General features: G+C 70.9%; 13 protein-coding genes. 10 read left to right on the top strand and 3 right to left on the bottom strand.

Annotation, left to right across the window (positions count from 1 at the left end; all coding sequences use genetic code 11):
• Positions 1–122 precede the first annotated feature (122 nt).
• Both OHA37_RS09665 and OHA37_RS09660 read left to right on the top strand, forming a co-directional pair.
• Positions 123–653, top strand: a complete 531-nt coding sequence (locus OHA37_RS09665) for a DUF485 domain-containing protein (protein ID WP_266903932.1) — start codon at positions 123–125, stop codon at positions 651–653.
• The gene (locus tag OHA37_RS09660) at positions 650–2,242 is read left to right on the top strand and encodes a solute symporter family protein (protein ID WP_266903931.1); all 1,593 of its coding nucleotides are present in this window, start codon (positions 650–652) and stop codon (positions 2,240–2,242) included. Before OHA37_RS09665 ends, OHA37_RS09660 begins: the two co-directional genes overlap by 4 nt.
• A 38-nt stretch (positions 2,243–2,280) precedes the next feature.
• Here OHA37_RS09660 and OHA37_RS09655 read toward each other — a convergent pair whose 3' ends face one another.
• On the bottom strand, positions 2,281–3,042 hold the full coding sequence (locus OHA37_RS09655) for a response regulator (protein WP_266903930.1): 762 nt from the start codon (positions 3,040–3,042) through the stop codon (positions 2,281–2,283).
• Complete coding sequence (locus tag OHA37_RS09650; RefSeq protein WP_266903929.1) at positions 3,039–4,646, bottom strand: sensor histidine kinase; 1,608 nt, start codon at positions 4,644–4,646, stop codon at positions 3,039–3,041. The genes OHA37_RS09655 and OHA37_RS09650 overlap by 4 nt, the downstream gene beginning before the upstream one ends.
• A 239-nt stretch (positions 4,647–4,885) precedes the next feature.
• On the opposite strand from OHA37_RS09650, the gene OHA37_RS09645 reads away from it, so the two are divergent.
• The 6 genes from OHA37_RS09645 to OHA37_RS09620 all read left to right on the top strand — a co-directional run bounded on the left by OHA37_RS09645 (position 4,886) and on the right by OHA37_RS09620 (position 15,592).
• On the top strand, positions 4,886–9,178 hold the full coding sequence (locus OHA37_RS09645; RefSeq protein ID WP_266903928.1) for a galactose-binding domain-containing protein: 4,293 nt from the start codon (positions 4,886–4,888) through the stop codon (positions 9,176–9,178).
• Between the two features lie 181 nt (positions 9,179–9,359).
• Positions 9,360–10,379: a LacI family DNA-binding transcriptional regulator gene (locus OHA37_RS09640; RefSeq protein WP_266903927.1), complete on the top strand. Its 1,020-nt coding sequence runs from the start codon at positions 9,360–9,362 to the stop codon at positions 10,377–10,379.
• A 234-nt stretch (positions 10,380–10,613) separates the two neighbouring features.
• The gene (locus tag OHA37_RS09635; RefSeq protein ID WP_266903926.1) at positions 10,614–12,014 is read left to right on the top strand and encodes an ABC transporter substrate-binding protein; all 1,401 of its coding nucleotides are present in this window, start codon (positions 10,614–10,616) and stop codon (positions 12,012–12,014) included.
• 103 nt (positions 12,015–12,117) lie between these two features.
• Entirely contained in the window at positions 12,118–13,026 is a 909-nt protein-coding gene (locus OHA37_RS09630) for a carbohydrate ABC transporter permease (protein WP_266903925.1), read from the top strand.
• A gap of 14 nt (positions 13,027–13,040) precedes the next feature.
• On the top strand, positions 13,041–13,916 hold the full coding sequence (locus OHA37_RS09625; protein WP_266903924.1) for a carbohydrate ABC transporter permease: 876 nt from the start codon (positions 13,041–13,043) through the stop codon (positions 13,914–13,916).
• Positions 13,917–13,984: 68 nt separating this feature from the next.
• The gene (locus OHA37_RS09620) at positions 13,985–15,592 is read left to right on the top strand and encodes a glycoside hydrolase family 13 protein (RefSeq protein ID WP_266903923.1); all 1,608 of its coding nucleotides are present in this window, start codon (positions 13,985–13,987) and stop codon (positions 15,590–15,592) included.
• A 34-nt stretch (positions 15,593–15,626) separates the two neighbouring features.
• Here the strand turns inward: OHA37_RS09620 and OHA37_RS09615 are convergent, their stop codons facing one another.
• Positions 15,627–16,880, bottom strand: a complete 1,254-nt coding sequence (locus OHA37_RS09615; protein WP_266903922.1) for a citrate synthase — start codon at positions 16,878–16,880, stop codon at positions 15,627–15,629.
• Between the two features lie 55 nt (positions 16,881–16,935).
• On the opposite strand from OHA37_RS09615, the gene OHA37_RS09610 reads away from it, so the two are divergent.
• Both OHA37_RS09610 and OHA37_RS09605 read left to right on the top strand, forming a co-directional pair.
• Complete coding sequence (locus OHA37_RS09610; RefSeq protein WP_443046136.1) at positions 16,936–18,111, top strand: citrate synthase; 1,176 nt, start codon at positions 16,936–16,938, stop codon at positions 18,109–18,111.
• A 43-nt stretch (positions 18,112–18,154) separates the two neighbouring features.
• Positions 18,155–19,285 (top strand): CobW family GTP-binding protein, encoded by a 1,131-nt coding sequence (locus OHA37_RS09605; RefSeq protein ID WP_266903920.1) that lies wholly within the window; start codon positions 18,155–18,157, stop codon positions 19,283–19,285.
• Position 19,286 lies beyond the last annotated feature (1 nt).

The following is a 19,286-nucleotide window of genomic DNA, read 5'->3' as shown; positions in this document are numbered from 1 at the left end:
CCGGTGCTCTTCACTCCATCACCTGATGGAGTGAAGAGCACCGGGACACCAGTCCGGAAACCTTCCCTCCCGCACATCCTTGTGGGCACGCGGCCACTGCGGCGGCGGACAAGGAGAGTTCGGTGGACAAGCACGAAGGTCGTGATGCCGGAACGATCCGGCTGGACGACCCCTGGTACGACGCGCTGGCCGTCGGTTGGGGCGAGGGCGAGGGGTCCGGCGGAGCGTCGGGCGGCGGAGCGGAAACGTCACCCCCGAGCTCCGGCCCCGGCGCCGAACCCGCGCGCGCAGCGTCCGACATCTACCTCGAAGTGCAGCGCAGCGCCGCCTTCCAGGAAGTGCGCGGCCGCTACCGGAGGTTCGTCGTCCCCGCGACCGTCGGCTTCTTCCTCTGGTACGTGGCCTACGTGATCGCCGCCACCACGGCGCCCGGCATGATGGCCCGGCCGGTGTTCGGGTCCGTGAACGTGGCCCTGCTCGCTGGCCTCGGCCAGTTCCTCAGCACCTTCCTGCTGACCTGGGCCTACGCCCGGCACGCCCGGCTGCGGCGGGACCGCGCGGCCCTGGACCTTCGCTGGACGGTCTTCGAGCAGGAGCAGGTCCGCCGGGCGGATGCCGGGGAGCGCACCCGGACCCGGGGGGCGGGCCGGTGACCACCGAGCACCAGACCCTGGCGCTGCTCCTGTTCAGCGTCTTCATCGCCGTCACCCTGGGCATCACCACCTGGGTGAGCCGCAACAGGCACGGTTCGGCAGAGGAGTTCTACGCGGGCGGGCGACTGTTCTCGCCGATGGAGAACGGTTTCGCCATCGCCGGTGACTACATGTCCGCCGCCTCCTTCCTGGGCATCTCCGGCCTCATCGCCCTCTTCGGCTACGACGGCCTGCTGTACTCGGTGGGCTTCCTCGTCGCCTGGCTGGTCGTCCTGTTCCTCGTCGCCGAACTCGTCCGCAACTGCGGCCGGTTCACCCTCGCCGACGTGGTCGCCGCGCGGATGAGCGAGCGGCCGGTGCGGATCGCCGCCGGGACCTCGTCGGTGGTCGTCTCCGTGCTGTACCTCGTCGCGCAGATGGTCGGCGCCGGCAGCCTCGTGGGCCTGCTGCTCGCCGACTCGGGCCGGACCGCACGGACGTTGACCGTCATCGGGGTCGGCGCCCTCATGGTGATCTACGTGTCCTTCGGCGGGATGCGGGCCACCACCTGGATCCAGATCGTCAAGGCCGTGCTGCTGATGGGCGGGGCGATCACCCTGACCGTGCTCGTGCTGCTGCGCTTCCACGGGAACTTCGACCAGCTGCTCAGCAGCGCCGCAGAGCGCAGCGGGTACGGTGACCGGTTCCTGGGCCCCGGGCTCAAGTACGGCGGGGACTGGACGGCCCGCTTCGACTTCATGAGCCTCGGGCTCGCGCTGGTCCTGGGCACGGCCGGGCTGCCGCACATCCTGTCGCGCTTCTACACCGTGCCCACGGCGCGGGCGGCCCGCCGGTCGGTGGTGTGGGCGATCGGGCTGATCGGCGGCTTCTACCTGATGACCATCGTGCTGGGCTTCGGTGCTGCGGCGCTGCTCGGGCCGGAGCAGGTCAGGGCCTCCAACGCCTCGGGGAACACGGCGGTTCCGCTGCTCGCGGCCTTCCTGGGCGGCGGGGCCGACTCGACCGGCGGCGCGGTGCTGTTCGCCTTCGTGGCGGCCATCGCCTTCGCGACCATCCTCGCGGTGGTCGCGGGGATCACCCTCGCCTCGTCGGCGTCCGTCGCGCACGACCTGTACGCCTCGCTCAAGCGCCGCCACGCCAAGCAGCGCAGCGAGGTGACGGTGGCCAGGATGGCGGCGGTCGGGATCGGGGCGGTGGCGATCGCGCTGGGGCTGCTGGCCCAGGACCTGAACGTGGCCTTCCTGGTGGGTCTGGCCTTCGCCGTGGCGGCCTCGGCGAACCTGCCGGTGCTCCTGTACTCGCTGTTCTGGCGCGGGTTCACCACGCGGGGCGCCGTCTGGTCGGTGTACGGGGGGCTGCTCCCGGCCGTGCTGCTGGTGGCCCTGTCCCCGGTGGTCTCCGGCAGCCCCGAATCCCTTTTCCCTGGTGTGGACTTCCAGCTCTTCCCGCTCCAGAACCCCGGCCTCGTGTCCATCCCGCTGGGCTTCCTGGCGGGCTGGCTGGGCACCGTGACCTCGGCGGAGGAGCCGGACGAGCGGCGGCACGCCGAGACCGAGGTCCGCGCGCTGACCGGGGCCGGGGCGGTGTAGGGCCGACATGGCGGGGGAGCGGGACCGGCCGGCCGGTGTCAGCCCGTGGTGGGCGGGCGCCAGGCGTACCGGTGTTCCGGGCGGCCCGTTTCGCCGTAGCGCAGGGCGAGGGTGACGCGGCCGGTGCGGTCGAGGAGTTTGAGGTAGCGCTGGGCGGTCTGGCGGCTGATGCCCGCGCGGTCGGCGATCTGCTGGGTGGAGAGCGGGCCTTCGGCCGCGCGCAGGATTCCGCGGACCAGGTCGGCGGTGGTGGGGGAGTGTCCCTTCGGGAGGTCGCTCGGGGCGTCGGCGCCGGCCGCGGCCAGGGCGCCGAAGATCCGGTCCACCTCCGCCTGTTCGGCCTCGCCGCCCGTGTCCAGGGTGCGGCGCAGGGCCCCGTAGGCCTCCAGGCGGGTGCGCAGACCCGCGAAGGTGAACGGCTTGACCAGGTACTGGAGGGCGCCGAGGCGCATCGCGGCCTGCACGGTGGCCAGGTCGCGGGCGGCCGTCACCATGATCACGTCGGTGTGGTGGCCGCGCTCGCGCAGGCGCCGGACCAGGTCGAGGCCGTTCTCGTCGGGGAGGTAGTGGTCGAGGAGGATGAGGTCCACCGGGCGTGAGTCGAGGAAGGCCAGTGCCTCCGCCGCCGAATGGGCCTGGGCCGACACGCGGAAGCCGGGAACCTTGGCCACGTAGGCCGCGTTGATCCGGGCAACACGCATGTCGTCGTCGACGACCAGTACGTCAAAAGCACCGAAGATGCCGGATCCGCCCGATCCGGCAGGTGAGCCGGATGCGCTGAACACGTCGGAATCGTTCATCGCAGGGCCTCCGGGAGCACGACGGAGAATTCCGTCCCTCCGTCCGCTGCCTCGCCGGCCCGGACGGTGCCGCCCTGCCGTTCGGCCAGGCGCCGCACCAGGGCGAGACCGAGCCCGCGTCCGCGGTGGGCGCCGGCCGGGGGCTGTTTGGTCGACCAGCCCTCGGTGAAGATCTCCTCGCGGCGCGCCACCGGGACGCCGGGGCCGCTGTCGCGGACCAGCAGGACCGCCGTGCGGCCGTCCGCACGGATGTCGACCTCGACCAGCGGTGCGGGCGAGCCGACCGCGGCATCCAGCGCGTTGTCGACGAGGTTGCCGAGGATGGTGACCAGACCGCCCGGGTCGACGAGTCGGTCGGGCAGCAGGGCGGAATCGGCCAGCCGCAGGGGGACCCCGCGCTCCGCGGCGACCGTGGCCTTGCCCATCAGCAGAGCGGCCAGCAGCGGGTCGTGCACCTTCTCGGTGACCTGTTCGGCGGTGCTGCGGTGCACGCCGACCACCTCCGTGACGAACTCCGCGGCCTCCTCGTACAGGCCCAGTTCCAGCAGGCCCAGGAGGGTGTGGAGCCGGTTGGCGTGCTCGTGGTCCTGGGCGCGCAGGGCGTCGATCAGGCCCTTGGTGGAGTCGAGCTCGCGGCCCAGGTGCTCCAGTTCGGTGCGGTCGCGCAGGGTGGCCACTGCTCCGCCGTCCTCGGTGGGCATCCGGTTGGCGACCAGGACCCGGCTGCCCTGGACCGTGAGCAGGTCGCGGCCGGTGACCCGGCCGGTGAGGACGTCGGTGGTGCGGCCCGCGCCGAGCACCTCGTCCAGCGCGCGCCCCGCGACGGCGTCGGCGGCCTCGGGGGCGAGGCCCAGTAGCCGGGCCGCCTCGTCGTTGACCAGCCGGACCCGGCCGGCCCGGTCGAGGGCGATCACGCCTTCGCGGATGGAGTGCAGCATCGCCTCGCGCTCGGCGAGCAGGCCCGCGATATCGGAGAAGGCCAGGTCGCGGGTCTGTCGGTGGATCCTGCGCGAGAGCAGGTAGGCGGCGAGGGCGCCCGCGGCCAGGGCGCCGCCCGCGTAAGCGAGAAGGCCCGGGATGGCGCCCAGCAGGCGGCCCTGGACGCTGTCGTAGGCGATGCCGACCGAGACGGCGCCGACGATCTCGCCGTCGGCGGCGAGCAGGGGCACCTTGCCGCGCGCGGAGCGGCCCAAGGTGCCCTCGTCGATCTCCATGACCTCGCGGCCGGCCAGGACGTCACCGGGGTCGGTGGAGACGTGCCGGCCGATGCGGTCGGGGCTCGGGTGCGAGCGGCGGATCCCGTACAGGTCCAGGACCACCACGTACTCGGCGCCCGTGGCCGAGCGGATCCGCTCGGCCGAGGCCTGTACCGGGCTGTCCGGCGAGGGGGGCGAGCCGAGGAGGCCGGTGGCCAGGGCGGGGTCGGCGGCGGCGCTCTGGGCGATGGTCAGGGCGCGCCGCATGGCCTGGTCGTCGAGCTGTGCGCTCAGCGGGGCCAGGAAGAGGCCGGTGGCCAGGGCGAGGACCCCGGCGGCGATGGCGAGCTGGGTCAGCAGGATCTGGGAGGCGGCCCGTCGGGGGAGCCCGAGGCGCCGAGCGCTCATGTGGAGGAACCGCAGGGACCGCATGAGTACGAACGGTAGAGCGGTTCGGGCGTAAGCGGAATTTCTCCCCCTCACGCAAATGGCTTGCGTTATTTGCGCCCAGCTTGCGCAAGCGATGAAGGCATGAAAGTGCGGTCAGAGATGTAGACGACTCGCCAAAGCTCTGCAACTCTCGCACCGCGCACTGCAAATTTGTCGCTCTTGTGGTTCAGAAAGTTCATGTCGAGGGACGAGGACATATGAGAAGGCACAACTGGAGATGGCGGACCCTGGCCGCCTTGATCAGCACGGCCCTGCTGATGCTGGGCTGGCCCGCTCTGACCGCCGCGGCCGCCGGCGGACCGAGCGTCTCGGCGGGCAGGCCCGCCACGGCGAGCAGCACCAACGGCGCCTACGCGGCCGGCAACGTCACCGACGGCAACCAGTCCTCGTACTGGGAGAGCGCCGGCAGCACCTTCCCGCAATGGGTGCAGACCGACCTCGGAGCCACCACCCGCGTCGACCAGGTGGTGCTCAAGCTCCCCGCCTCCTGGGAGAGCCGCAACCAGACCCTGTCCGTCCAGGGCAGCGCCGACGGCACCAGCTTCAGCACCCTGGTGAGCTCGGCGACGTACACCTTCGGCCAGGGCGCCGGGAACGTGGTCACCATCGGCTTCCCGGCCACCCAGGCCCGGTACGTGCGGATCGACATCACCGCCAACACCGGCTGGCAGGCCGCCCAGCTCTCCGAGCTGGAGGTCCGCGCCCCCGGTGACTCCGGGACCAACCTGGCCCTCGGCAAGACCTTCACCGCGAGCAGCAACACCCAGGTCTACGTGCCGGGCAATGCCGGCGACGGCAACTCCGCCAGCTACTGGGAGAGCGTCAACAACGCCATGCCCCAGTGGCTCCGGGCCGACCTGGGCTCCTCCGTCCGCGTGGACCGCGTGGTCCTCAAGCTGCCCGAGAACTGGGGTGCCCGCACCCAGACCCTCAAGATCCAGGGCAGCGCGAACGGGACGGACTACACCGACCTGACGGCGTCCAAGGCGTACGAGTTCAACGCCGCCGCCGCCAACGCGGTGACCATCACCTTCGACGCCACCACCACCCGCTACGTGCGGGTGTGGATATCGGCCAACTCCGTACAGCCCGGCGGGCAGCTCTCCGAGCTGGAGATCTACGGCCCGACGACCGGTGACACCCAGGCCCCGACGGCCCCGACCGCCCTCGCTTACACCGAGCCCGCGACCGGCCAGATCAAGCTCACCTGGAACGCCGCCACCGACAACACGGGCGTCACCGGGTACGAGGTGTACGCCAACAACCAGCTGCGCACCAGCGTCGCGGGCAACGTCACGACCTACACCGACACCCAGCCCGCCTCCGCGAGCGTGACCTACTACGTCCGGGCCAAGGACGCGGCCGGCAACCAGTCGGCGAACAGCAACAGCGTCACCCGCGCCGGCGACACCGGCGACACCCAGGCCCCGACCGCCCCGGCGGCCCTGGCCTTCACCGAGCCGGCCGCCGGCCAGATCAAGCTGGCCTGGCAGGCCTCCACCGACAACGTCGGCGTCACCGGCTACGAGGTCTTCGCGAACAACCTGCTGCTCACCACGGTCGCGGGCAACCTCACCACCTACACGGACACCCAGCCGGCCACCGCCACCGTGAGCTACTTCGTCCGGGCCAAGGACGCGGCGGGCAACCGCTCCGGCGACAGCAACTCCGTCACCCGCAACGGCAGCGGAGGCACGGGCGGCTCCAACCTGGCCGTCGGCAAGCCCATCGAGGGCTCCTCCGTGATCCACACCTTCGTCGCGGAGAACGCCAACGACAACAGCACCTCCACCTACTGGGAGGGCGCGGGCGGCGCCTACCCGAGCACGCTGACCGTCAAGCTCGGGTCGAACGCCGACGTCGACCGCCTGGTCCTCAAGCTCAACCCGGACAGCAGCTGGGGCACCCGCACCCAGAACATCCAGGTGCTCGGCCGCGAGCAGAGCGCCTCGGGCGTCACCGGCCTGGTGGCCGCCAAGGACTACGTCTTCAACCCGGCCTCCGGCTCCAACACCGTCACCATCCCGGTGAACGCCCGGGTCGCGGACGTGCAGCTGCGCTTCACCTCCAACACCGGCTCCTCCAACGGCCAGATCGCCGAGTTCCAGGTCTTCGGCGTCGCGGCGCCCAACCCGGACCTCCAGGTCACCGCGGTGAGCGCCGCCCCGGCCACCCCGGTCGAGTCGGACTCCGTCACTCTGTCCGCCACCGTCAAGAACAGCGGCCCGGCCCCGGCGGCGTCGACCTCCGTCTCCTTCCGGCTCGGCGGCTCGAAGATCGCCTCCGCCAGCGTGCCCGCGCTGGCCGCGGGCGCCTCGGCCGAGGTCACTGCCGGGATCGGTCCGCGCGACGCCGGCACCTACCCGCTGAGCGCGGTCGTCGACGAGGCGAACACGGTCATCGAGCAGAACGAGACCAACAACAGCCTCACCGGCTCCCCGCTGGTGGTCCGCCCGGTCGACAGCTCGGACCTGGTGGCCTCGTCCGTCGCCTGGTCGCCCAGCGCCCCGTCCGCCGGCCAGTCCGTGGGATTCTCCGTCACGGTCAAGAACCAGGGCACCGTGGCCGCCGCCGCGGGCGCCCACAACGTCACCCTCACCCTGCAGGACGCGGGCGGCGCCACCGTCCGTACGCTGACCGGATCCTTCAGCGGAGCGCTCGCGGCCGGTGCCTCCTCGGCGCCGATCGCCCTCGGCAACTGGACGGCGGCCAACGGCAAGTACACCGTCAAGGTGGTCCTCGCCGACGACGCCAACGAACTGCCGGTCAAGCGCGCCAACAACACCTCCACCAAGCCCTTCTTCGTCGGCCGCGGGGCGAACATGCCCTTCGACACCTACGAGGCCGAGGACGGCGTGGTCGGCGGCGGAGCGGGCGTCGTCGGCCCCAACCGGACCGTCGGTGACATCGCCGGCGAGGCCTCGGGCCGCAAGGCCGTGAACCTGGACGCGACCGGCGAGTACGTCGAGTTCACCACCCGGGCCGCGACCAACACCCTGGTCACCCGCTTCTCCATCCCGGACGCCCCGGGCGGCGGCGGCATCGACTCCACCGTCAACGTCTACGTCAACGGCGTCCTCAAGAAGGCCCTGCCGCTGACCTCGAAGTACGCCTGGCTCTACGGGGCCGAGGCCGGCCCGGGCAACGCCCCGAGCGCCGGAGCCCCGCGGCACATCTACGACGAGGCCAACATCCTGCTCGGCGAGACCGTCCCGGCGGGCAGCAAGATCCGCCTCCAGAAGGACGCGGCGAACACCACCACCTACGCGATCGACTTCGTGAGCCTGGAACAGGCCACGGTGATCCCCAACCCCGACCCGGCCACCTACACGGTGCCCACCGGTTTCACCCACCAGGACGTGCAGAACGCCCTGGACAAGGTCCGCATGGACACCACGGGCAAGCTCGTGGGCGTCTACCTGCCGCCGGGCGACTACGACACGGCCAGCAAGTTCCAGGTGTACGGCAAGGCCGTGCAGGTCGTCGGGGCCGGACCGTGGTTCACCCGCTTCCACGCCCCGTCCTCGCAGGACAACACCGACAACGGCTGGCGCGCGGAGGGCACCGCGAAGGGCTCGTCCTTCACGGGCTTCGCCTACTTCGGCAACTACACCTCGCGCATCGACGGTCCGGGCAAGGTCTTCGACTTCGCCAACGTGAGCGACATGACCATCGACAACATCTGGAACGAACACCAGGTGTGCCTCTACTGGGGCGCCAACACCGACCGGATCACGATCAAGAACTCGCGGATCCGCGACACCTTCGCCGACGGCATCAACATGACCAACGGCAGCACGGACAACCTCGTGACCAACATCGAGGCGCGGTCCACGGGTGACGACAGCTTCGCGCTGTTCTCCGCGATCGACGCGGGCGGCGCGGACATGAAGAACAACGTCTACGAGAACCTGAGCGCGATCCTCACCTGGCGTGCGGCCGGTGTCGCCGTCTACGGCGGCTTCGACAACACCTTCCGCAACATCTACATCGCCGACATCCTCGTCTACTCGGGCATCACCATCAGCTCGCTGGACTTCGGGTATCCGATGAACGGATTCGGGACCGACCCGACGCTCTTCGAGAACATCTCGATCGTCCGGGCCGGAGGCCATTTCTGGGGGGCGCAGACCTTCCCCGGAATCTGGATCTTCTCGGCGTCCAAGGTGTTCCAGGGAATCCGCATCAACAACGTGGACATCGTGGATCCGACCTACAGCGGAATCATGTTCCAGACGCAGTACGTCGGCGGCCAGCCGGTCAATCCCATCAAGGACACCATTCTGAAGGACATCACCATCACGGGGGCGAAGAAGAGCGGTGACGCCTTCGACGCCAAGTCCGGGTTCGGTCTCTGGGCGAACGAGATGCCCGAGGCGGGACAGGGTCCGGCGGTGGGTGAGGTGACCATCCAGAACCTGAGGATGAGCGACAACGCCGTGGACGTGCGGAACACGACCTCGACGTTCAAGATCAACCAGCTGCCCTAGCGGGCGGCCCGCACCGGGGAACGAGGGCGGCGGGGCATCCCTTCGGGGTGCCCCGCCGCTCGCCGCCGGGAGATCGCCGGGGCCGGTGGGGCGCGGGGGGTTCCGCGCCGGTTTCCGATGGGCCAAACTGGCCGTAATCGAACTGCAAGGAACTTGCAGTGTTTGCGCTACTCTTGCGTTCATGACGCGACGACTTGCTCAAGTGGCGAAGAAGGTGGGGGTCAGCGAGGCAACGGTCAGCCGGGTGCTCAACGGCAAGCCGGGCGTCTCGGACGCAACCCGCCAGTCCGTGCTCACGGCCCTGGACGTCCTCGGCTACGAGCGCCCCACCCAGCTGCGCGGCGAACGCGCCCGGCTGGTCGGCCTGGTCCTGCCGGAACTCCAGAACCCGATCTTCCCGGCCTTCGCCGAGGTGATCGGCGGCGCACTGGCCCAGCAGGGGCTGACCCCGGTGCTCTGCACGCAGACCACGGGCGGGGTCTCCGAGGCCGACTACGTCGAGCTCCTGCTCCAGCAGCAGGTGTCCGGCGTCGTCTTCGCCGGCGGGCTCTTCGCGCAGGCCGACGCCCCGCACGAGCACTACCGGCTGCTCCACGACCGCAAGGTCCCGGTGGTGCTGATCAACGCCTCGATAGAGGACCTCGGCTTCCCGTGCGTCTCCTGCGACGACGCCGTCGCGGTCGAACAGGCCTGGCGCCACCTGGCCTCCCTCGGTCACGAGCGCATCGGGCTGGTGCTGGGCCCGCCCGACCACATCCCCTCCCTGCGCAAGCTGGTTGCCGCCCAGGCGGTCGCCGCGGCGGCCGGCACCGAGCTGCCCGCCGCCCACGTGGAGCGGGCGCTGTTCTCCCTGGAGGGCGGCCACGCGGCCACGTCGAGGCTGCTGGACCGCGGGGTGACCGGCATCATCTGCGCGAGCGACCCCCTGGCCCTGGGGGCCATCCGTGCGGCCCGCCGCCGCGGGCTGGACGTGCCCCGCGAGGTCTCCGTCGTCGGGTACGACGACTCGGCCTTCATGAACTGCACCGAACCCCCGCTGACCACCGTCCGGCAGCCCATCGAGGCCATGGGCCGGGCGGCCGTGGAGCTGCTCACCGCACAGATCCAGGGGGCCGCCGTACAGCCCGGAGAGCTGCTCTTCGAGCCCGAGCTCGTCGTGCGGGGCTCCACCGCGCAGGTGCCGCGCCCCCGTCCGGAGTAACGCCCCGCCGGGCTCCACCGAGTTGAGCCCCCGGCCACAGGGCCCCGAAACGTCCCGCTGACGTTTCGGGGCCCTGTTTTGCGTTCACCCTCCGTGCCACCCGGCGCTCTGCTGCCAATCTCTTGCGAAATCTGCGCGAGATATTGCGTTCATCTGTCGGTGGTGGTTGAGTGTGCCGCGCTCGCCTCCATACACGCCCCACGCCTCCTGCTCGATGCTCGAAGGGGACCACCGATGAGAACCAACATCCGCCGCACCACCGCGACCGCCCTCGTCTCGGCGCTCGCCGTCACCGCCCTCGCGGCCTGCGGTACGAGCAGCAGCGGGGACGACACCAAGAACCAGCCGTCCGGCGGTTCCACGGACGCCTCCGCGCCGCTCGACCCGAAGGCCAAGGTCACCATCTCCATCGACTGCATGCCGCCGGCGGCGAAGGCCGCCGAGCTCAAGCAGTGGAAGGAGGACGTGGCGGAGTTCAACAAGACCTACCCGAACGTCACGATCGACGGCCGCTCCACCCCCGGCCAGTGCCTGGAGCCCCCGCGGTTCACGGCGATGCTCAAGGCCAAGTCGCAGCCGGACGTCTTCTACGCCTACTTCACCGATCTCAAGCAGGTCCTGGACAACGACGGCGCCGAGGACATCTCGGCCTACGTCACGGCCAAGACGGTTCCGGGCATCGACGACATCGACAAGAACGTCGTCAACACCCTCAAGCAGGACGGCAAGCTCTACGGGCTGCCCACCAGCAACTACACGATGGGCCTGCTGATCAACCGCAAGCTCTTCCAGCAGGCGGGCCTCAACCCCGACCAGCCCCCGCGCACCTGGGACGAGGTCCGCGCGGCCGCCAAGAAGATCGCGGGCCTCGGAAACGGCACCGCCGGCTACGGCGAGTACAGCGTCGAGAACACCGGCGGCTGGCACTTCACGGCCGCCATGTACGGCCTGGGCGGCGACGTCGTCGGAGCCGACGGCAAGGCGGCCTTCAACAACGCGACAGGCAAGCAGGTCGTGGACAACCTCCGCGCCATGCGCTGGGAGGACGACAGCATGGGCAAGACCCAGCTGCTCAAGTGGGGCGACCTGCAGAAGCAGATGGCCTCGGACAAGCTCGGCATGTTCCTCGCCGCGCCCGACGACATCACCTACATGGTCCAGCAGCTCGCGGGCAAGTACGAGAACTTCGGCATGGGCCCCATCCCCGGCGGCGCCGCGACGCTGGCCGGCGGCAACGGCTACATGATCAAGAAGGGCAGCTCGCCGGACAAGGTCAAGGCCGCGATCGCCTGGCTGAACTTCAAGACGCTCGCGGTCGGCAAGGGGCAGTTCCAGTACGACCGTTCCAAGACCGACGGCCTGCCGGTCGGGCTTCCGCAGCCCGCCTTCTTCACCGGCGCCAGCAAGGCCAAGGACGACGAGCTGAAGGCCGCCAGCGCCACCATGCCGGTCGCCAACTTCAAGTCCTTCCTGGACAACCCGGTGGCCGGCAAGGCCGAGCCGGCGAAGGCCCAGGAGGTCTACAAGGTCCTCGACAAGGTGATGTCGGGGGTCCTGACCAACAAGGACGCCGACCCGGCGCAGCTCCTCGCGGAGGCCGAGAAGGCCGTCAACCAGGTGCTGGCCAACCAGTAGCGGTCCCAGGGCGCGGGTCCGGGCGGCCTCCCCGGCCCGGACCCGCCCGCAGGTCCCGTACCCCGCAAACCGATGGCGACGACCCACCAAGGAGCGAGCGGCGATGTCGGCTCCCACCCTGTCCGGTACCTCTCGCGAGGAGTTCTCCCGGGCGTTCAAGCGGAACCTATCGGCCCACGGCTTTCTGATCGGCGCCGTCCTCTGCTTCTCCTTCTTCTCCTGGTACCCGATGGTCCGGGAGTTCCTGCTGGCCTTCCAGAAGACCGAGGGCGGAGCCGTCCACTGGGTCGGCTGGGACAATTTCCGCTACGTCTTCAACGACCCGGCGTTCTGGCAGGCCTGGCGCAACACCCTGCTCTTCAGCGGCCTCGCGCTGGTCCTCGGCTTCGCCGTCCCGTTCGTGGTCTCGGTCGTGCTCAACGAATTCCGGCACGCGCAGGGTTACTTGCGCCTGCTGGTCTACCTCCCGGTGATGATGCCGCCGGTGGCCTCGATCCTGCTCTTCAAGTACTTCTACGACCCCGGTTACGGGGTCTTCAACAGGATTCTGGAATTCCTGCACCTGCCGGCGCAAGACTGGCTGCAATCCACCGATACCGCGATGCTCTCCGTGGTCATCGCTTCCACGTGGATGAACATGGGCGGCGCGACCCTGATCTATCTGGCGGCCCTCCAGGGCATTCCCGGAGAGCTCTACGAAGCGGCGGAGCTCGACGGAGCCGGGGTGCTGCGCAAGATCTGGCACGTCACGATCCCGCAGACCAAGCTCATCCTCTCGCTGATGCTGCTCATGCAGGTCATCGCGACGATGCAGGTGTTCGTCGAACCGTTCATGCTCACGGGCGGCGCCGGTCCCGAAGGATCGACCACCACCGTCGTCGTCCTCATCTACCAGTACGCCTTCAGTTTCAACCAGTACGGCGGCGCCGCGGCCCTGGGCCTGTGCCTGCTCGTCCTGCTCGCCGGCTTCTCCGCCGTGTACGTCCGGCTGAGCCGCGACAACGAGAACTGACGGGAGCACCTCACATGTCGGAGCGCACGCTCATATCGCCGGCCCAACTCGGCCGCACCCGGGGCAAGATCGCCTACTGGACCGTCCTGGCCGTGGTCGTGATCGGCTTCACGGTCGTCTTCCTCGGGCCCCTCTACTGGATGGTCGCCAACGGGCTCAAGAGCACCGCGGAGTTCACCCAGGTCCCGCCGACCGTGGTGCCGGACTCCCTGCACGCCGAGAACTACTCGGCGGCCTGGAAGGTCATGGACCTCGCCAAGCTGCTGTTCAACACCCTCTACTACGCCTTCGGCGCCCTCGCCTTCCAGCTCGTCCTCGACGTGGCCGCCGCCTACTCGCTGTCCAAGCTCCGCCCGGTCTTCGGCAAGGCCGTCCTCGGCATGATGCTGGCGACCCTGATGATCCCGGCCACCGTCCTCGTCGTACCGCAGTACCTCACGGTCCTGGACATGCCGCTCATCGAGCGGAACCTGCTCAACACACCCTGGGTGATCTGGCTGCCCTCGGTCACGAACGCCTTCAACATCTTCCTTCTGAAACGATTCTTCGACTCCATCCCCGGCGAGATCCTCGATGCCGCCGCCATCGACGGAGCCTCCGCCCTGCGCATCCTGCGCTCCGTGGTCCTGCCGATGTCCCGGCCCGTCCTCGGCGTCGTGTCGATCTTCGCCATCGTCGGAGTGTGGAAAGACTTCCTCTGGCCCATGCTCACCCTCCCCGACCCGGCCCTGCAGACGCTCAACGTCGGCATCTACTCACTCGCCAGGGGAGTGCCCGAGAACCATCTCGTCGCCGCGCTCGCGATGGCCTCGGCGCCCACGCTCATCATCTTCCTGATCTTCCAGCGCAACATCATGAGCGGCCTGACGGCAGGCTCCCTCAAGGGGTGAGCACCACCCCGCACCGCCGCCGTGCCCGGCCGCCCCCTGTGAAAAGAACGCTGTGAAAGGACCCCTCCGTGGCTGACTTTCCCCTGCCCGAAAACGCCGCCGACTGGTGGCGCTCGGCCGCCATCTACCAGGTGTACGTACGGAGCTTCGCCGACGGCGACGGGGACGGCACCGGTGACCTGGTGGGCGTCCGGGCCCGTCTCCCCTACCTCGCCGAACTGGGCGTCGATGCCCTCTGGTTCACCCCCTGGTACCTCTCCCCGCTCGCCGACGGCGGCTACGACGTCGCCGACTACCGCACCATCGACCCCGCCTTCGGCACCCTCGCCGAAGCCGAGAAGCTCATCGCGGAAGCCCGTGAGCTGGGCATCCGCACCATTGTCGACATCGTCCCGAACCACGTGTCCGACCAGCACGCCTGGTTCAAGGCAGCCCTCGACGCCGGCCCCGGCAGTCCCGAGCGGGAGCTCTTCCACTTCCGCCCCGGCCGCGGCGAGAACGGCGAACTGCCGCCGGGGGACTGGCCCTCGCAGTTCAACGGAGCGGCCACCTGGACGCGGGTACCGGACGGGGAGTGGTACCTGCACCTCTTCACCCCCGAGCAGCCCGACCTCAACTGGGACCATCCCGCCGTCCGCCGGGAACACGAGGAAGTCCTGCGGTTCTGGTTCGAGCGCGGAGTGTCCGGCGTACGGATCGACTCCGCGGCCCTGCTCGCCAAGGACCCGGCCCTGCCCGACCTGGCCGGCCGCTCACCCGAGCCGTGGCCCGGAGAGGTGCACCCGTACATCGACCGCGACGACCTGCACACCATCTACCGCTCGTGGCGGGCCATCGCCGACGAGTACGGGGCCATCTTCGTCGGCGAGGTCTGGCTGCCGGACTCCGAGCGCTTCGCCCGCTACCTGCGCCCCGACGAACTGCACACCGCCTTCAACTTCTCCTTCCTCAGCTGCCCGTGGGACGCCGGCCGGCTGCGCACCTCCATCGAGGAGACACTCGCCGAGCACGCCCCCGTGGGAGCCCCGGCCACCTGGGTGCTGTGCAACCACGACGTGACCCGTACGGTCACCCGCTACGGGCGCGCCGACACCGGTTTCGACTTCGCCACCAAGGCCTTCGGGACCCCCGCCGACCTGGCCCTGGGCACCCGGCGGGCCCGCGCCGCCGCGCTGCTGACCCTCGCCCTGCCCGGCGCCGTCTACGTGTACCAGGGCGAGGAACTGGGGCTTCCGGAGGCCGACATCCCGCTCGGCCGGATCCAGGACCCCATGCACTTCCGGTCGGGCGGCACCGATCCCGGACGGGACGGTTGCAGGGTCCCACTGCCGTGGACCGCCGAGCCCTGGAACGAGCCCTGGCTGCCCCAGCCGGCGAGCTGGCCGCAGTACGCCGCGGACCGGCAGGACGGGGACCCGGCCTCGATGCTCACCCTCTACCGGACGGCCCTGGGCCTGCGCCGCGCCGCGGCCGGCTTCGGCGGCGGATCGCTTCAGTGGCTGCCCGCGCCGCCCGGGGTGCTCGCCTTCAGCCGCCCCGACGGGCTGGTCTGCGTGGCCAACCTGTCCCCGGAGCCGGTCCCGCTGCCGGCCCACACGAGCCTCCTGCTGAGCAGCTCCGCCCTGGATGCGGACGGGCTGCTCGGGCAGGACACGGCGGTCTGGCTGCGGACCTGACGCCGCGGCCGGACCGTCGGAACCACCGCGCCCGTCACGGCAACGGCTGTGGCGGGCGGGGCCCGTGGTACTGCCCGCTCGGTCGCATCCGCAGCGGGCGCTCCTCGTACTCCTCCAGCGCGTGCGCGATCCACCCGGCCGTACGGGCCACCGCGAAGACGGTCTCCCCGGCCTCCGGGGCCATTCCGAAGGAGACCGTCAGCACCGCCAGCGCCAGGTCCACGTTGGGGTACAGGCCGCCGCCGTGCCGGGCCGTCACCCCGGCCACCTCGCGCGCCGCGCCCAGCGCCGGAGCGGCCTGCGCGAGCGGCTCCAGCCGTGCGAACAGGGCCGTCGCCCGCGGGTCCTGGCCCTCGTACAACCGGTGCCCGAGCCCGGGCACCCGGCGCCCGGCCCGCAGGTACTCCGCCACCACCGGGGCCGCGCCGCCCCGCTCCAGCACCTCCACCAGCATCCGGTGCGCGAGCCGCCCGGCCGCTCCGTGCAGGGGCCCTTCGAGCGCGCCGAGCCCGGCCGAGACCACCGCGTACGGATGCGCGCGCGCCGACGCGGCCACCCGTACGGCCAGGGTCGAGGCGGCCAGGTCGTGGTCGGTCAGCAGGGCCAGGGCCAGGTCCAGTACGGCCAGCGCGTCCGGATCGGGATCCAGGGCGGAGAGCCGGGGCCACAGCTGCCGGGCGAGGCGGCCGTCCCCGCCCCACTGCGCGGGGCCCACCTCGGGCAGGGCGCCGACCAGGGTGGGGATCAGGGAGCGCGCGGAGCCCAGTACGGACGGCCCGGACAGGTCGAAGCGCAGCGGGTCCGCGACCGCCGCGGCGGCGACGGCCACCCGCAGCCGGTCGATCGGACCACTGTGCTCGGGCAGCGCGGCGACCGCCCGCCGGGCCGCGGCGAGGGATTCCGGGGGAGCGGTGAACCGGGCCCCGCGCACCAGGGTCCCCGTCCAGAGCCACTCGGCGACCTCCTCGTAGCGGTACCGCGAGGCCAGCTCCACGGCGTCCACCCCGCGGAAGTAGTACCGGTCGGCCTCGATGAGGGTGAGCGCGGTGCGTACGGACAGCTCCCCGGCGGAGGCCGCCGAACCGGAGGGTCCCGCCGCCTCGCGGCGGCTGCGCCGGGCCAGGGCCTCCACCTCTCGGGCGTCGAAACTGCTGCCGCGTCCGACCGGGTCGCGGCGGCTCGTGAGCTGGCCGCGGCTGACGTACGCGTACACGGTCGCGGGTTTCACCCCCAGCAGCCGGGCCGCCTCCTGGGTGCCGATCCTTCGCTCACCGGGCTCGTCGCTCATGACGCACACCCTACATATATTGATTGGATCAATATTGACAGTGATTGAGTCCATCATGGATGGTCGATCCATGAACACCACCGTCGCACCTGCCGAAACCCCCCGCGGACTCGCGGGAGTCGTGGTCACCGAGACCCAGCTCGGTGACGTCCGAGGCCGCGAAGGCTTCTACCACTACCGCCAGTACTCGGCCGTCGAGCTCGCCGGGAGCCGCACCTTCGAGGACGTGTGGCACCTGATGTTCCGCGGGACCCTGCCGGCCGACGCCGCCGAACGGGCCGCCTTCGCGGCCGAGATCGCCCCGCTGCGCAGGCTCCCCGCCGAGGTGCGGGACGCCCTGCCCGCCCTGGCCCGCGCCACCGCCCTGTCCGGCCCGCTCGCCGGACTGCGCACGGCGCTCTCCCTGCTCGGCGCCTCCGCGGGCTTCCGCCCGGTCTACGACCTGACCCCCGAGCGCCGGGCCGCCGACGCGCTGGCCGCCTGCGCCGCCGTACCGACCCTGCTCACCGCCCTGTACCGGCTCGGCCAGGGGCTGGAGCCGGTGGAACCGCGGGACGACCTCCCGTACGCGGCGAACTACCTCCACATGCTGACCGGACGGGAACCCGAGCCGGTCAGGGCCCGCGCGGTCGAGCGGTACCTGATCTCCACGATCGACCACGGCTTCAACGCCTCAACCTTCACCGCCCGCGTGATCGCCTCCACCGGCGCCGACGTCGCGGCCTGCCTGACCGGGGCGATCGGCGCACTCTCCGGTCCGCTGCACGGCGGCGCCCCCAGCCGGGCCCTGGACACCCTGGACGCCATCGGCACGGCCGACCGGATCGACCCGTGGATCCGCGAGCGGGTCCTCGCCGGCGACCGGATCATGGGCTTCGGACACCCCGTCTACCGCACCGAGGACCCGCGCTCGCGGATGCTGCGCGGGATCGCCCTGCAGTTCGGCGGCCCGCTCGTGGACTTCGCCGTGGAGGTCGAGCGGCACGTCGAGGAGATCCTCGCCGAGCTCAAGCCGGGCCGGGAACTGCACACCAACGTGGAGTTCTACGCGGGCGTGGTCATGGAGCTGTGCGGCCTGCCGCGCGAGATGTTCACGCCGACCTTCTGCGCGGCCCGCGTGGTCGGGTGGAGCGCGAACGTCCTGGAGCAGGCCGCCGACCCGAAGATCATCCGACCGGCCGCCCGCTACACCGGCCCGACCCCGCCCCGGCCAGTGCCCGCCCTCGGCTGACGCCAGTGCTGTGACCGGGACGGCACTGGCTACGATCGACCGGGTGAACAGCATCCCCGTCATCGTCCTGGCCGGCTTCCTCGGATCCGGCAAGACGACCGTCCTCAACCACCTCCTCGGCAACCGGGGCGGCACCCGGATCGGGGTCGTCGTCAACGACTTCGGCTCCATCGAGGTCGACGCGATGTCGGTGGCAGGCCAGGTCGGCGACTCGATGGTCTCCCTCGGCGGCGGCTGCCTGTGCTGCGCGGTGGACGGCAGCGAGCTGGACGCGTACCTGGAGAAGCTCGCCGACCCCGTCCACCGCATCGACGTGATCGTCATCGAGGCGAGCGGGCTGGCGGAGCCCGAAGAGATGGTCCGGATGCTCGTCGCCAACGAGAATCCGGCGGTCCGCTACGGCGGCATGGTGCAGATCGTCGACGCGGCGGAGTTCGACGCCACCCGGGACAAGCACCCCGAGACCGACCGGCACCTGGCCGTCGCCGACCTGGTGGTGCTCAACAAGACCGACCGGATCGACGCCGTCGAACGCACCCGGATCGAGGGCGCGCTCGCCGCGCTCTGCGCACCGGGGATCCCGGTCGTCGGCGCGGACCACGGGCGGATCGATCCGGAACTGCTCTTCGACCGCCGCCCGTGGACCGAGACGCGCGGCCAGCTCTCCTTCGAGGACCTGCTGGCCCAGGCCCACGACCACGACCATGCTCGTGCGACGGATCACGACCACGAGACGGATCACGCGCAGCACGTCCACGCGGCCTACACGAGCACGGAGTTCGTGTCCGAGCAGGCCCTCGGCCCGCGCCGGTTCATCGAGTTCCTCGACCGCCGCCCGGCCGGCCTCTACCGGATCAAGGGCTCCGTCCACTTCGGCGTTCCCGGCCACGAGGAGCGTTACGAGGTCCAGGCGGTCGGCCGCTTCCTCCGCTTCGCCCCGCACCCCTGGGGCCCGGGCGAACCGCGCCTGACGCAGCTCGTCCTGATCGGCTCGGGCACCGACGGCCCCGCCCTGCTCCGCGAGCTGGAGGCCTGCCGCGAACCGGAGCCGTGGCACGCGCCCCCGGAGAGCATGTGGGGCGTCCTGCGCTACGTACACCGCCCGGCGGAGCCGGCCCCGGACTTCGAACCGGACTCCGACTCGGCCACCGATCCCGATCCCGACGACTTCTAGG

The sequence above is a fragment of the Streptomyces sp. NBC_00335 genome (genome assembly GCF_036127095.1).
Lineage (GTDB): Bacteria > Actinomycetota > Actinomycetes > Streptomycetales > Streptomycetaceae > Streptomyces.
Note: the sequence above shows the minus strand (reverse complement) of the source record. Positions and strands in the feature narration are given on the sequence as shown.

What these genes read in the sequence shown, in the direction of transcription:
- OHA37_RS09640 (WP_266903927.1), top strand. Translation starts at nt 9,360, where the DNA reads ATGACGCGACGACTTGCTCAAGTGGCGAAGAAGGTGGGGGTCAGCGAG.
- OHA37_RS09635 (WP_266903926.1), top strand. Translation starts at nt 10,614, where the DNA reads ATGAGAACCAACATCCGCCGCACCACCGCGACCGCCCTCGTCTCGGCG.
- OHA37_RS09615 (WP_266903922.1), bottom strand. Translation starts at nt 16,880, where the DNA reads ATGAGCGACGAGCCCGGTGAGCGAAGGATCGGCACCCAGGAGGCGGCC.
- OHA37_RS09625 (WP_266903924.1), top strand. Translation starts at nt 13,041, where the DNA reads ATGTCGGAGCGCACGCTCATATCGCCGGCCCAACTCGGCCGCACCCGG.
- OHA37_RS09650 (WP_266903929.1), bottom strand. Translation starts at nt 4,646, where the DNA reads ATGAGCGCTCGGCGCCTCGGGCTCCCCCGACGGGCCGCCTCCCAGATC.
- OHA37_RS09630 (WP_266903925.1), top strand. Translation starts at nt 12,118, where the DNA reads ATGTCGGCTCCCACCCTGTCCGGTACCTCTCGCGAGGAGTTCTCCCGG.
- OHA37_RS09610 (WP_443046136.1), top strand. Translation starts at nt 16,936, where the DNA reads ATGGATGGTCGATCCATGAACACCACCGTCGCACCTGCCGAAACCCCC.
- OHA37_RS09655 (WP_266903930.1), bottom strand. Translation starts at nt 3,042, where the DNA reads ATGAACGATTCCGACGTGTTCAGCGCATCCGGCTCACCTGCCGGATCG.
- OHA37_RS09645 (WP_266903928.1), top strand. Translation starts at nt 4,886, where the DNA reads ATGAGAAGGCACAACTGGAGATGGCGGACCCTGGCCGCCTTGATCAGC.